This window comes from Sulfitobacter sp. HGT1 (assembly GCF_013282155.1).
In the GTDB taxonomy this organism is placed as follows: Bacteria; Pseudomonadota; Alphaproteobacteria; order Rhodobacterales; family Rhodobacteraceae; genus Sulfitobacter.
Genome location: NZ_BLWI01000001.1, coordinates 14,267 through 27,975, shown reverse-complemented (window position 1 = coordinate 27,975; position 13,709 = coordinate 14,267). Strand labels below are relative to the sequence as shown.

The 13,709-nt window shown below is 57.1% G+C and carries 15 protein-coding genes; 3 read left to right on the top strand and 12 right to left on the bottom strand.

Features of this window, described 5'->3' with window-relative positions; genetic code table 11:
* Positions 1 to 179: 179 nt before the first annotated feature.
* Positions 180 to 1,280, bottom strand: coding sequence for an endonuclease/exonuclease/phosphatase family protein (locus HGT1_RS00145; RefSeq protein ID WP_176247956.1), 1,101 nt, complete (start codon positions 1,278 to 1,280; stop codon positions 180 to 182).
* 124 nt (positions 1,281 to 1,404) lie between these two features.
* Positions 1,405 to 2,169: a DUF1013 domain-containing protein gene (locus HGT1_RS00140; RefSeq protein ID WP_176247955.1), complete on the bottom strand. Its 765-nt coding sequence runs from the start codon at positions 2,167 to 2,169 to the stop codon at positions 1,405 to 1,407.
* A gap of 129 nt (positions 2,170 to 2,298) precedes the next feature.
* Here HGT1_RS00140 and HGT1_RS00135 point away from each other — a divergent pair, with 129 nt between their 5' ends.
* The gene (locus HGT1_RS00135; protein WP_176247954.1) at positions 2,299 to 2,943 is read left to right on the top strand and encodes a ribonuclease T2; all 645 of its coding nucleotides are present in this window, start codon (positions 2,299 to 2,301) and stop codon (positions 2,941 to 2,943) included.
* 131 nt (positions 2,944 to 3,074) lie between these two features.
* Here the strand turns inward: HGT1_RS00135 and HGT1_RS00130 are convergent, their stop codons facing one another.
* The 5 genes from HGT1_RS00130 to HGT1_RS00110 all read right to left on the bottom strand — a co-directional run bounded on the left by HGT1_RS00130 (position 3,075) and on the right by HGT1_RS00110 (position 7,217).
* The gene (locus HGT1_RS00130; RefSeq protein WP_176247953.1) at positions 3,075 to 4,049 is read right to left on the bottom strand and encodes a quinone oxidoreductase; all 975 of its coding nucleotides are present in this window, start codon (positions 4,047 to 4,049) and stop codon (positions 3,075 to 3,077) included.
* Positions 4,050 to 4,058: 9 nt separating this feature from the next.
* A complete protein-coding gene (locus HGT1_RS00125; protein ID WP_176247952.1) occupies positions 4,059 to 5,045 on the bottom strand; it encodes an NAD(P)H-quinone oxidoreductase in 987 nt (328 codons plus the stop codon).
* 91 nt (positions 5,046 to 5,136) lie between these two features.
* The gene (locus HGT1_RS00120; RefSeq protein WP_176247951.1) at positions 5,137 to 5,733 is read right to left on the bottom strand and encodes an energy-coupling factor transporter transmembrane protein EcfT; all 597 of its coding nucleotides are present in this window, start codon (positions 5,731 to 5,733) and stop codon (positions 5,137 to 5,139) included.
* Entirely contained in the window at positions 5,708 to 6,433 is a 726-nt protein-coding gene (locus HGT1_RS00115) for an energy-coupling factor ABC transporter ATP-binding protein (RefSeq protein ID WP_176247950.1), read from the bottom strand. The genes HGT1_RS00120 and HGT1_RS00115 overlap by 26 nt, the downstream gene beginning before the upstream one ends.
* An 85-nt stretch (positions 6,434 to 6,518) precedes the next feature.
* Positions 6,519 to 7,217 carry a COQ9 family protein gene (locus HGT1_RS00110; protein WP_176247949.1) on the bottom strand — a complete coding sequence of 233 codons (699 nt, stop codon included), beginning with the start codon at positions 7,215 to 7,217 and terminating at the stop codon, positions 6,519 to 6,521.
* 115 nt (positions 7,218 to 7,332) lie between these two features.
* Between HGT1_RS00110 and rpsU the strand changes: the two genes are divergently transcribed.
* On the top strand, positions 7,333 to 7,539 hold the full coding sequence (gene rpsU / locus HGT1_RS00105) for a 30S ribosomal protein S21 (RefSeq protein WP_176247948.1): 207 nt from the start codon (positions 7,333 to 7,335) through the stop codon (positions 7,537 to 7,539).
* 93 nt (positions 7,540 to 7,632) lie between these two features.
* Here the strand turns inward: rpsU and HGT1_RS00100 are convergent, their stop codons facing one another.
* Positions 7,633 to 8,361, bottom strand: a complete 729-nt coding sequence (locus tag HGT1_RS00100; RefSeq protein ID WP_176247947.1) for an STAS/SEC14 domain-containing protein — start codon at positions 8,359 to 8,361, stop codon at positions 7,633 to 7,635.
* An 81-nt stretch (positions 8,362 to 8,442) separates the two neighbouring features.
* Positions 8,443 to 8,901, bottom strand: coding sequence for an Lrp/AsnC family transcriptional regulator (locus HGT1_RS00095; RefSeq protein ID WP_176247946.1), 459 nt, complete (start codon positions 8,899 to 8,901; stop codon positions 8,443 to 8,445).
* Between the two features lie 142 nt (positions 8,902 to 9,043).
* Between HGT1_RS00095 and ald the strand changes: the two genes are divergently transcribed.
* Entirely contained in the window at positions 9,044 to 10,162 is a 1,119-nt protein-coding gene (gene ald / locus HGT1_RS00090; protein WP_176247945.1) for an alanine dehydrogenase, read from the top strand.
* A 74-nt stretch (positions 10,163 to 10,236) separates the two neighbouring features.
* On the opposite strand, the gene mscL is transcribed toward ald, so the two are convergent.
* The 3 genes from mscL to pheT all read right to left on the bottom strand — a co-directional run bounded on the left by mscL (position 10,237) and on the right by pheT (position 13,689).
* Entirely contained in the window at positions 10,237 to 10,668 is a 432-nt protein-coding gene (mscL, locus tag HGT1_RS00085; protein ID WP_176247944.1) for a large conductance mechanosensitive channel protein MscL, read from the bottom strand.
* Positions 10,669 to 10,824: 156 nt separating this feature from the next.
* Positions 10,825 to 11,274, bottom strand: coding sequence for a YtoQ family protein (locus tag HGT1_RS00080; protein ID WP_176247943.1), 450 nt, complete (start codon positions 11,272 to 11,274; stop codon positions 10,825 to 10,827).
* A gap of 15 nt (positions 11,275 to 11,289) precedes the next feature.
* Positions 11,290 to 13,689, bottom strand: coding sequence for a phenylalanine--tRNA ligase subunit beta (gene pheT, locus HGT1_RS00075; RefSeq protein WP_176247942.1), 2,400 nt, complete (start codon positions 13,687 to 13,689; stop codon positions 11,290 to 11,292).
* Positions 13,690 to 13,709: the final 20 nt, after the last annotated feature.

Here is a 13,709-nt window from a genome sequence, read left to right as displayed (position 1 = left end):
GTTACCGTCGCTGCATAAACGCGGGTCAATCAGCAAGAAATCTGACCGGCCAGAGGCGCGTGCGTTGGCGTCTGTGAAGGCGCATTTAGCGTGTTTTGAGATTCGTACAAGAGCCAATTATGACATTGCACAGAATAGTTTATCACGTGGTCTGGCCGTCTCTATCGAAAGGGCGCGCATCAGTCCTTTTCCCAGTCAGTCCCGATCGCTTGTCTTTCATTTTGCAGTTCTTCTTGTACGATTTCCCTGACCTCATCACGCTCTGCGGCGTCACTCGGGCCGGGTGTCGAATTGGCAAGCTTGGTGCGTGTTAGCGCCAAAGTAAACAGGATAGGAAAATGGTCGGACCCGATATGGCGCAAGCGATCCATACGGATCAGGCGGAAATCGGCACTGTGAAAGAGATGATCCAAGGGCCAGCGCAAAAACGGAATGCCGGCATGAAACGTATTGTACAAACCCCGACCAACGCGCGGATCAAGCAGACCGGACAACCGCTGAAATCGCCGGGTCGGCGCAGACCAGGCGACATCATTCAAATCTCCGGTGACGACAACGGGCAGCTCGTCTTGACCTGCCTCGATCCCGGTCAATGCAATTTCGCCATCGCGCCCTTTGGTATCATGGTTTGGCACGGGCGGTTCGGGATGGATGATGTACAACCGCCAGTCGCGGCCTGATCTGGTTTGCACCCGCGTCCGTATTGACGGCACATCCTCGACCAGCAACTCGCGCACTTGCGTCTCTGACAGGGGCAGGTTCGACATCAGCACAATGCCGTAGGAATTGCTTTTGGGTACTTTGACCCAATGGGCGTAATGGTCTTTCAATCCGGCATAAATGGCGTCCATCCACGCCTGGTCTACCTCAAGGGCCGTGGCGATATCCGGCTTTTCGCTGATAATCAGATCAATCAGTTTCTGATAATCACGGTTTGATTGCTTCACATTTGCAGCGATCAAGGTGATGTGGGTGTCAGTATCCCCAAGCTCGGCCAAGTTGGCAGCCATCGATTGCTGCGACCAGACAGGTGTGAATTTCACGATATATCCGACGTGCACCGCCGCAGAGATAACCAATACGGCAATGGCAAATACCCCCGTCTGCGGTGCCGTACCAACAAGCGCCACGGGGATCATGGCTAGGGTCAGGACAAAAAACTGCTGGCGCGGAAAGGCAAGGCCACGAATGGCCCCATGTGCAATCCGGCTAAAAGGCAGCACACTTGCCAGAAACAAAAACGCGACACCGAACCAGAATAAATAGTGTAGCAACGGCATCCGGAATTGATCCTTTTCGATCCGTCAAAACAACAACGGGTGAAGGGCATGACCCCTCCACCCGATGACCAACGATCCGCTGGCCGCTTTGGTTCCGCTTTGGCCTGATGAAAGGCCAAGCAGTTTATTTGTTATCGTCTTCGTCGTCATCATCCGCGCCATTCTCGGGCAGCTTAAAGAAGCTGTCCGCATCGGAATAGTCGCCGCGATCACGATCATCATCATCCGCAGGGTTGCCAGACAATGTGAATGTCTCAAGGCCCTCAATGGCCGATGGCATTCTGGATTCAGTATCCATGCCCAGCGATTGCTCGGTGCTGACCAGACGGCGACGTTCGTCGTCAGTCATCAAGCCCCCTTCAGCGGCTTTCTTGGCTGCGGCTTTCTGAACGGCGGCATCCAGTTCGGACTGCTTGCACAGACCCAAAGCAACCGGATCAATCGGCTGGATGTTAGAGATGTTCCAATGCGTCCGCTCGCGGATCGCCTGAATGGTCGGCTTGGTTGTGCCAACCAGCTTGCTGATCTGACCATCGGACAATTCGGGGTGGAACTTGACCAGCCAATAGATCGACGCGGGCCGGTCCTGACGCTTGGACAATGGCGTATAGCGCGGACCACGGCGTTTCTCTTCGCCTTCGGCAGCGGCGTTGTACTTCAGCGCCAGCTTGTGCAGTGGATTTGCCTGCGCCTTTTCGATCTCTTCTTCGGTCAATTGGTTGTTGGCAATCGGATCAAACCCCTTGACCCCCTGCGCCACATCGCCGTCAGCGATGCCTTGAACTTCCAACTCGTGCATCCCGACGAAATCCGCGATCTGCTTAAAGCTAAGGGTCGTGTTGTCCACCAGCCAAACGGCAGTCGCACGGGCCATAATTGGTTTTGCCATATCGGTCTCTCCTTAAAACACACCTTCCCCGTCGCCTGAAATTGGCTGTCCTGCCGGGGCAGAACGGTTTCCATTGTGGGGGAACTTACAGCTTATATAGTGATCCAAGCTGAATAAGGAAAGACCCCAATGCGTTTGCTGATCCTGTGCCTTGTGACACTTCTTGCGGTTTCCCCCCGCGGGGCCGCCGCCGAAGGCGAAATAGCCGGAGAGTTCGACTATTATGTTCTGTCCCTCAGCTGGTCGCCGAACTGGTGCGCCCTTGAAGGGGATGCGCGCCGCTCGCCCCAATGCGACGCGTCCCAAGACCACGGCTGGATCATGCATGGGCTGTGGCCGCAGTTCCATCGCGGCTACCCATCGTTTTGCCACACCGTTGAACGGCCCCCGTCCCGCGGAATGACCGCTACGATGGCCGATATTATGGGCACCCCGGGCCTCGCATGGCATCAATGGAAAAAGCACGGCAGTTGCACAGGGCTTTCTGCCGCAACCTACTTCGAAACCTCGCGAGAGGCCTATGCCACAGTCCAACGCCCGGCCGTCTTCCGGAAACTTACCAAAGGCATCACACTCCCCGCCTCGGTGGTTGAGGCGGCATTTCTAAAATCAAATCCTGAAATGTCGGCAGACGGCGTCACAGTCACATGCAAAAACGGCTACATTCAAGAGGTCCGCATCTGCCTCTCCAAAACCCTTGCGCCCGTACCGTGCGGGCGTGATGTGATCAAGGACTGCACACTTAACAACGCGCTTTTCGCGCCGATAAAATAGCACGATCGCTCAATGAGCGATGGCCTTCGGCGAGGATATTTAAGAGCCAGAGAAGACAGGGACGTCCTTCCCCTTCTCTGGCTTTCTAAATATCCCCGCCGGAGGCAGCGACGCGATAGCGGCGATTTGTCTTAGATCTCGAGGATCGTGCTGCCAGTCGTCTGGCGCGCTTCAAGTGCGACATGGGCCTTGGCGACATCTTGCAACGCAAAACGCTGGCCGATGTTTATTTTCACGTCACCGGACATCACCTTGTCTGCCAAATGCTTGGCCATTGCCTGACAGGTTGCGTGATCGCCAATATGCGTAAAGATCGTAGGGCGCGTGATTTTCAGCGACCCTTTCGCCCCCAGAATGCCAACGCTGAAGGGGGGTACCGGGCCGGATGCGTTTCCGAATGAGATCATCATTCCCAATGGTTTCAGGCTGTCAAGCGACCCTTCGAATGTGTCAGCGCCCACTGCATCCATCACCGCATCAACGCCCACGCCACCTGTCAGTTCAGCCACGCGCGCGACCCAGTCCGTCGTCCGGTAATTGATGCAATGGGCGGCCCCGTGATCCAGGGCCAGTTGGCATTTCTCGTCTGTTCCTGCTGTGCCGATCAGGGTGATCCCTTCGGACTTTGCCCATTGGCAGGCAATCAGGCCGACGCCACCGGCCGCGGCATGAAACAGAACCGTATCGCCCCGCTTGAGCGGGGTGGTGCGGTGGAAAAGATATTCTACCGTCATGCCCTTGAGCATCATTGCGGCACCTTCTTCGAACGATATGCCGTCGGGCAGCGGGCATACTTGAGCTGCGGGCATCACGCGCGCTTCGGTATAGGCACCGGGGGGTTGCGAGGCATAGGCCGCGCGGTCGCCGACCTTGAGGTGGGTCACCCCTTCGCCAACCGCTTCGATGATGCCTGCGGCTTCCATCCCCATCGCATGGGGCAGTTTCATCGGGTACAGGCCGGTGCGCTGGTAGACGTCGATAAAGTTAAGTCCAATGGCCTTATGGGCGATACGGACTTCATTGGGGCCGGGTTCGCCGACCTCGATATCCACAAGCTTGAATTGCTCGGGGCCGCCGTGGGCCTCGATTATTGCTGTTAGTGCCATGACGGTTTCCTATCCATTTACCTTGAGTACAATTTTTCCGATATGGCCACTGGTCTCCATGCGGGCATGGGCATCGCTGGCCTGTTCGAATTCATATTCGCTGTCCATCACGGGTGCGATTTTGCCAGCGTCCAGCAGCGGCCAGACATGTTCACGCAACTGGTCTGCGATCCGGGCTTTGGCCAGATCGCTTTGCGGGCGCAGGGTGCTGCCTGTCATGGTCAACCGGCGGGTCATCAACGTGGCAAAATTCACCTCGACCTTGGGGCCGCTGAGGAAGGCGATTTGCACAAGACGGCCATCTTCGGCCAGCGCTTGCAGGTTGCGCGGGATGTAATCGCCGCCCACCATATCGAGGATCAGGTCAGCGCCGCCTTCGGCTTTCAGCACATCCACAAAATCGGTATCGCGATAGTTGATCGCGGCTTCGGCCCCCAATTTGGCACAGGCTGCGCATTTGCTGTCGGTCCCTGCTGTTGCAAAGACACGTGCGCCAAATTCGCGGGCAAGCTGGATGGCTGTCGTCCCGATGCCCGACGACCCGCCGTGGACCAGAAACCGTTCGCCCGCCTTTAGGCCTCCGCGCATGAAAACGTTGGACCAGACCGTAAAGAATGTTTCGGGCAGGCAGGCCGCTTCCTTCATGCCCATTCCGTTGGGCACCGGCAGGCAATGCGCCGCAGGTGTGGCCACATATTCGGCATAGCCGCCACCGGGCAGCAAGGCGCAGACTTTGTCGCCGATGGACATGCCCGAAACGCCTTCGCCGATCGCGAAGATTTCGCCTGACGCCTCGAGGCCCGGCAGATCGCTGGCTGTCGGGGGTGGGGCGTACATGCCGGCGCGTTGCAAGGCGTCGGGGCGGTTCACACCGGCATAGGCAACCTTGATCACGACCTGACCGTGGGCAGGTTGTGGAATCGGGCGTTCAACCGGTTGCAGGACTTCGGGCCCGCCGGGTTTGGTGATTTCAATCGCGCGCATGACGTCTGACATGATGTGGTGCCTCCTCGGGTGTCTGTGTTGCGTTCAACATAGGCCAACCAAAGGGGACGTACAGAGCGAACTGATAAACGTCAGGAGCTTGCTAAAGACCGCCACGGGCGCGCAGGGCCTCGGCCACATGTTCCGCATCATCAAGGGCAAGCACGGCAAAGGGAATAATCGTCCGCCAGCCCAGCCGTTTGGCCGATCTTGCCCGCCATGACTGTGCCAGCATCTGGCCCTTTTCCACCAGCACCGGAATAAAGCGGATGACCAGGGCGATCCCCAGTTCAAGGCTACGGGTCTTGAGGCCGATCTTGCGCAGCGGTGTGGTCAGCCATGTCACCACATCGACCATCTGCGACAGCTTGGTCGTCATTGTCACCAGATTGGCAATTCCAACAGCGCTGACCATGCGCAAAGCGATCACCGCACCGTTTCCAAGGTCATCGGTCGCCACATGCCATATCAGGATCAGCGCCATAAAGGGCCAAAGGATTCGCAGCCGTGCCATGCCTGTCTTGAAAAACGCCCATCCCGGCAGCGCATAGAGTGTCAGTGTCGCCGTGAGCGTCGCGATCTGAAACCAAAGCGCGGTGAAGCTGAACAAGATCAGCGTTGCCGCGCAAAGTGCCGCCAGCTTGGCCCCGGCAGGCCAACCATGGGCGCGGGTTTTAACCGGAGAGGTGAGTGAAATCATCCTGCTCTCCCAACTGCTGCATCCGGGTCATAAAGGCCGGTATCACTGTTTGGCCGGCACCGTCCCGGGCGACGCGCCCTTCGTCGATCCAGATGACGCGGTCGTAGCCAGCCAGATGTTGCGGGTCATGGGTGATGTGCACCAGATGCGCATCAAGCTGTGACAACACGCGGGTCAGGTGCAGCGTTGTCGGAATATCGAGGCCCGCAAAGGGTTCGTCCAGAATGATCAGTTTGGGTCGCATCGCCAAGATTGACATCAGACACACCAGTTGGCGTTGGCCCTGCGACAATTGGTGGATCGCCGCTTTGGCCCAGTGGGTCCGGTCAAATTGGGCCAGCATCGCAGTCGTGTTTTGCGCGGCGTCAGTGCCGGATTGGCCAAGCTGGGTCAGGCCAAAGCTGATTTCTTCTTCGACCGTGGGAAAGATGATCTGATGATCGGGGTTTTGAAACAGAATGCCGACGGTGCGCAAAGCGGCCTTGCGGTCTTTTGCGACATCCACGCCTGCAATGCGCACCTGCCCTGCTGCGGGGGAAACCAACCCGGCCAAAACCCGCGCCAGCGAGGTCTTGCCTGATCCGTTTCGACCAACGACACCGATCCGCCGCTCGTTCGCCTGCAAGGTTACATCATGCAACACCGCAACGCCGCCGGGGGCAAAGGACACAGCATTCAGATCAATCAAAGGAATGGACATTATACCCAGACACCAACATTTCAGGTAAGCGGAAAATGCGAACCCGTCGGGGGCTATCAGGTCTGAAAGTCAGTGTGAAGCCAGCCTAGCGCCGCGGGCTGGTCCAACTGCCCGGCAGATTCATTTTGGGCAACCGGTTCGGCGCTTTTACATGGGACAGCAGCCAGTTCGGGCCCGCCATAAGCCTGCTCAATGTCGGGCTGTTGTTCACCTGCGCCTTTAGCTTTTCGATCTGCATCACGTTTTCAATGCGACGGTCGAGGAATTCCCATGTTGCTTGATGGCCGTCGCTGGTGTCGCCCAACCAGAACAACACGGTAGCGGAATAGACCGCACTAAGCGTTGCCCGTTTCGTATACCAGTTTACATCATCTGACGTATCGCCCAAGGCATCCCATATGGCATCGCATGTGCCCCAAACCAGCTTGGCACCATCGGGGGCATGTTGGGGCAAGGCAAACAGGGTCGTCCCACGCCGCACGACTTCCTTGTCCGTCACCACCTCAAGGCGGAACCTGACCATTGCAGCGATCTTGTCGCGGAATTTCATCTCGCTCAGGTCTTCGGATTTCATCCGCTCAAGCATCTTGGCATCGCCCTGCTTGTGAAAGGCGACAGCCAGATCAACCGACCCACGGGGGCAAACGGCGCGGGCAATGGTCGAATCAACACCTGTATCCGCGATGGCGGCCTGAAATGTCGCCTCTGACCAACCATCAAAAGGAACATGCATTAATGCGGCTTCCAGCAGTTGATCCTTGGGGTTTTGGGTGGTTTCGGTCATGGCGGGCCTCCTTAGCGGTCAATGGCTTTGCACTAGACAATATAGGTCTTCGTTGCTATATGGCCAGTTCCTGCAAATCCTTGCAACTTCAAACTAGAAAGGTGGTGAAAACCACATGCAGGTTAGTGTTCGCGATAACAACGTCGATCAAGCGCTGCGCGCCCTGAAGAAAAAACTTCAGCGCGAAGGTGTGTTTCGTGAAATGAAGCTTAAGCAGCATTTCGAGAAACCTTCCGTCAAAAAAGCACGCGAGAAAGCCGAAGCGATCCGCCGTTCCCGGAAACTGGCGCGGAAAAAATTGCAGCGCGAAGGTATGATGTAAATCATTCCAAGCGACGCATAAGAATACGAACCCCCGATACCATCAGGTGCCGGGGGTTTTATTTTGTCTGACGGATTTTCTATCTAACCGGTTTCAGTCGGCGGTGATCCAGGCCTTGGCCGCCTCAAAGTCGTTCTTGTCGAAATACCGCGCCTCTTTGCCGACCAGACGTTTGACCACCTGAACAACCATCGCCTCCCACTTCGATTCTCCGACGATTGCGGCGCGGTCCAACTGGCCTACGTGGTCGCGCACAAGCTTGAAATGCGACGCCATTGCGCCCAAACCCTGCCAGCCGTCAAAGCGTCTGATGTCCAACAGCAGGCGAAAGCGGTCGTTCTTGCGCACAAACGCGTTCAGATCTTCGGTCTCCGATGCGTAAACATCGGCGTCGATCTTGCCCAACATTTCAAGATGCAGCGCACCGGCACCCAAATCGGTCTGGTGAATCGCCCCAAGTGACTCGAAAAGCCACAGTCGGGCCTCGTCTTCGTGCCATTTTCCGAACACCGACACCGGACAAGGCATCAAAATAGAGAAGGCGCGCACCAGTCGGGTCATCGCTTTGTTGGCTGTCACGATGGCGATTCGCTCGAATCCACGCCAGTTACCGATTCCCAGCTTTGCGTCGTCCCACAACGCCCCCATGGTAAAGTCGGTCAGGTCCGCATTCATGACCACCAACATGCGCAATTTTTCCCCTTTGGCGAGGGCCGCATCAATGGCTGGCATCAGCACATCGGCATAGTCTTTGTCGGTGATGGGTGCTGACATATGCACCTCTAGCAGGCCTTCCTGCGTTCCAGATTTGACGTCGATCATTGTCGATTCTCCTTTAGGATTATACAATCATGTTAAGCCTTTAGAGATCCCACGCATTGACGCAGATCAACACGCCGCCGGTCAGACCGGCAAGGCGGTGGTGTTGCGGACCGTGCGCAAGGCAAAGCTGGATTGCATCTGCCCCACACCTGGCAGACGGGCCAGAAATTGACGGTGGATACGCGCGAAATCTTCGGTGTCTTCGGCGACCACTTTCAACAAATAATCCGCAGAACCAGCCATCAAATGGCACTCAAGCACGGCTGGTATCAGCGACACCGCTTTTTCGAACGAATCGAGGACTTCATCGGCTTGCCCCTGCAACGTGATCTCGACGAAAACTGTGGTCGGAACCCCCATCTTTCGGGCGTTCAGCAGGGCGACATACCCCTGAATATATCCGTCTGTTTCAAGTTGTTGCACGCGCCTGTGGCATGCGGAAGGCGACAAATGCACCTGCTCTGAAAGATCTGAATTCGACATCCGCCCTTTGCGTTGAAGGGCAGTCAGAATGCGGCGGTCAATGTCATCAAGGGCCATCTGCGCAATACTCTCTCGCTATTTGTCTAATTCACCGTGTTTTATTCTAACTTATCATCAAAACGCGACCCATAATCGGTGCCAAATTTCGTTTTTTTCGGATTATATTATTTGCAAGAGCCCATAACCTAGGAAATACCCCATGAAAATCGGTTGCCCAAAAGAGATCAAGCCACAGGAATTTCGCGTCGGTATGACGCCGAATGCCGCCTTCGAGGCCGCAAACCACGGCCACGAAGTTATCATTGAAACAGGTGCCGGTGTTGGTGCCGGTTTTGACGATGCCGCCTATATCGACGCAGGTGCCTCGATCATCGCCACCGCCGCTGAAGTATTCGAAACCGCCGACATGATCGTTAAGGTCAAGGAACCCCAAGCCGTCGAGCGGAAGATGCTGCGCAAAGGGCAAATCCTGTTCACCTACCTGCACCTTGCCCCCGACCCTGAGCAGACCAAAGACCTGCTGGCTTCCGGTGCGACCTGCATTGCTTATGAAACCGTCACAGACCGCAGTGGTGGCCTGCCCTTGCTGGCCCCGATGTCCGAAGTTGCGGGCCGCTTGGCCCCACAGGTTGGCGCATGGACCCTGCAAAAGGCGAATGGCGGACGCGGCGTATTGATGGGCGGCGTTCCTGGCGTTGGTCCTGCGCGGGTTGTTGTGATTGGCGGCGGCGTTGTTGGTACACATGCCGCGCGGATTGCCGCGGGCATGGGTGCGGATGTTACCGTGCTTGACCGTTCCCTGCCGCGTTTGCGCTATCTGGACGATGTCTTTGGCGGCGTGTTCAACACGTCTTATGCGTCTGCGGGCAACACAATCGAACTGGCCCGCGAAGCCGACATGATCGTCGGTGCCGTGCTGATCCCGGGTGCAGCTGCCCCGAAACTGATCAGCCGCGCACAACTGTCCGAGCTCAAGCCCGGCGCGGTGCTGGTCGATGTGGCCATTGACCAGGGTGGCTGCTTTGAAACATCCAAAGCCACCACACACCATGACCCGATTTACGACGTCGACGGCATTATGCACTATTGCGTTGCCAACATGCCGGGTGCGGTTGCACGCACGTCAACGATTGCCCTTGGCAATGCGACGATGCCCTTCATGCTGTCGCTGGCCAATAAGGGCTGGAAGAAAGCCTGTTCAGACGATGCGCATCTCAAGGCGGGCCTGAACGTGCATGAGGGCCAGCTGACCTATGCGGCCGTCGGCGAAGCGCTTGGCATGAGCTACATCACGGCCGACGAGGCGATTGCCGGTTAATCCATCGGCACTGGAACGCAAAAGGCCCGCAGGTGACTGCGAGCCTTTTTTGTTTCCGTCCGAAGTTGACGAAATTACTTCTTGGCGAGCGAGTCGCGGATTTGCAGAAGAACGTCCAGCTCGGATGGGCCGGTATCGACTTCTGGCGCGACTTCCTGTGGGCTCTCTGCTGCGGATTTCAGTTTGTTCACGGCCTTAACCAGCATGAACACAACAAATGCGATGATCAGGAAGTTGATGCAGGCAGTGATGAACGCGCCGTAAGCAAAGATCGCTGCACCTGTTTCGCGTGCGGCATCAAGGCCAACGCCAGCCGGCACATCACCGGACAGAGCAACATAGAGGCTGGTAAAGTCAGCGCCGCCCAAGACCAGGCCGATGATTGGGTTGATCAGGTCGCTTACCAGCGAGCTTACGATCGCAGTGAACGCGGCACCGATGATGATACCAACGGCCAGATCCATAACATTGCCCTTGGCAATGAAGTCCTTAAATTCTTGAAGCATAGCGTGTCCCTCGTTGTTTTATTTGCGCCCTTACATTGTGAGCGCTTCATTGCAGCCCGTTAGCACAGGTTGTGCTAATAGCGAGCATAATATTCACCAAACGTGCAAAATCGAGGGTAAAATTGCCCATTCTCCCGTTTCAACCCCTAATAGGGGCTATTCGGGCAGCTTTCCGGTCAAGACATAGCGCAAGATCTGAACAACCTGAGCGGGTTCTTGGGCAACAGCCAGCGCTGCGGCATCCACTTCCTTGAGGGCGTGAGCATGATCGGGGCCATGCAGAATAACCAGCGATTTGCCCAGTGCAGCCGCATAGCCCGCATCAAAAGCGGCGTTCCACTGTTTGTACTGATCCCCGAACCGGACAACGACCACGTCGGCCATTTCGATGCCCTTGCGCGTGCGGATCGCGTTCAGCTGCGCGCCTTTGCGGTCATGCCAAAACTTGTCCGCTTCGGCCCCCATGATGGCAACGCCGCAATCATCACTGGCAGCGTGATCGGTAACAGGCCCGTCAAAGCTGACATCCAGACCGGACGCGCCGTCGATGATCTGTTCGCGCCAATCCGTGTGGATTTCACCGGACAGATATACATTCAACGTCATATCGAATTACTCCCTTTAGCCGCGCAGAACACCGCCTGTGGCTTTGGTGACTTTCTCGATGACCTTGGCCCCGACCGCTTCGATATCGGCATCTTTCAGCGTTTTATCGGTTGGCTGCATCCGCACGGTCAGGCCCAGAGATTTCTTGCCCTCGCCTAACGCGCCGCCGATGAATTCATCGAACACGCGGACATCGTCGATCAACGCCTTATCCGCACCCATCGCCGCGTTCACCAAGGTGATCGCGTCAATGTCGGCATCCACGACGAATGCGAAATCGCGCTCAACCGCCTGCAAGCTGCTGGTTTTCAACGCAGGACGCGTCGCACCGGACTTGCGCGGCAAAGGCACCTCGGCGGGCCAGATGGTAAAGCCCATGGCAGGGCCTTTGACATCCAGTGCGGCCAATACGCGAGGGTGAATTTCACCAAACACACCCAGCACCTTTTTCGGGCCGAGACAGATCTGACCATGACGACCCGGATGCCACCATTCGGCACCGTTGCGGTTGATCTGCACCTTGGCGGGTGCGCCGATGGCAGAAAGCACCGCTTCGATATCGGCTTTGATGTCGAACACATCGACAGGGCGGGACGCGCCATGCACATCCTTCGGACCGGTACGCCCGACCAATACGCCACTGATCTGCATGTGCTGCTCGCCGGGTTCGCCACCGGTGAACACCGGACCGACCTCGAACAGGGCCATGTCAGGGAAACCGCGTGCCTGATTGCGTGCAGCCGCCTGCAACAACGCGGGCAGCAAGGCCGGGCGCATGTGGCTCATGTCATTGCTGATCGGGTTTTCCAGACGGGTTTCATCGGTGCCGCCACCGAACAACGCAGCAGAAGGCTGATCGATAAAGCTATAGGAAACGCATTCATTATACCCCAAGGCGGCACAAGCCCTGCGGGCTGCGGCCTCGCGGCGCTGCATCGGTGACAGAACCGGCTTGGGAATACCCGCCGTCAGACGCGGCAAGGGACGCCCTTCCAGCTTGGTCAGGGATGCAATGCGCGCGACTTCTTCGACCAGATCGGCCTCGCCCTGCACATCGGGGCGCCAGCTGGGCACATGCGCCATATTGCCTTCAAGGCGGAAGCCAAGCGATGTCAATGTCTTGCGCTGGTCGGCTTCGGAAATGGTCATGCCAACAAGCGACTGCACCCGCGCTGCATCCAGCTTATATGCCCGCGAGAAATCAGGCACCTTGCCAGCGACCACAACTTCGGACGCTTCGCCGCCTGCATTATCAAGGATCATCCGCGTGGCATGTTCAATCGCGTAAGGCGTCCATTCAGGGTCGATACCGCGCTCGAAACGATACCGTGCATCCGAATTGATCTTGAGCGCGCGACCGGTATAGGCGGTGCGCACCGGATCGAAATACGCCGCTTCGACAAAGACATTCACGGTATCCATGGAACAGCCGGTCTCGGCTCCGCCCATGACACCCGCGATGCTTTCGACCTTTTCAGCGTCCGAGATCAACGTCATGCCTTCGGTAAATGTGTATTCCTTGTCGTCCAGACCCATCAGGGTCTCGCCGCCTTTGGCACGATGAACGCGCAGCATGTTTCCGGCAACCTTGTCTGCATCAAAGACGTGCAAAGGACGGTTGCGGTCATAGGTAAAGAAGTTGGTCACATCGACAAGGAACGAAATCGGGCGCAACCCGATGGCCCGCAATGCATCTTGCAACCAGACGGGCGACGGGCCGTTTTTCACGCCACGGATCACGCGACCGTAAAACACCGGGCATTGATCCAGCGTGTCTTCGTCGATGGAAACGCTGATCGGGCAAGGGAACATGCCCTCGACCGCAGGCGTGTCGCGTTTTTTCAATGTGCCCAGACCACGGGCCGCCAGATCACGCGCAATACCGCGCACGCCCAACGCATCGGGGCGGTTGGGGGTAATCGCGATCTCGATCACCGGATCGACCTTGGCAGGATCATTTTCGGCAAGCCAGTCGATGAAGCGATCACCGACATTGCCCGATGGCAGCTCGATAATGCCGTCATGCTCTTCGGACAGTTCCAGCTCGCGCTCGGAGGCCATCATGCCAAAGCTTTCGATGCCACGGATTTTGCCGACACCAATCGTCGTGTCGATACCCGGCACATAGACGCCCGGCTTGGCAACAACCACCGTGATCCCTTCGCGGGCATTGGGGGCACCGCAAATAATCTGCTGAACGCCCTCGTCCGTGTCCACCTGACAGACGCGCAGACGGTCGGCATCCGGGTGCTTCTCGGCTGATTTGACATAGCCTAGGGTGAAATCCGCCAGCTTGGCACCGCGATCTTCAACGCCTTCAACCTCAAGACCCAGATCGGTCAACGCATAGGTGATTTCATCAATCGACGCCGTGGTGTCGAGATGATCCTTTAGCCAAGAGAGTGTGAATTTCATCGGGTCAATCCTCGTGCAAA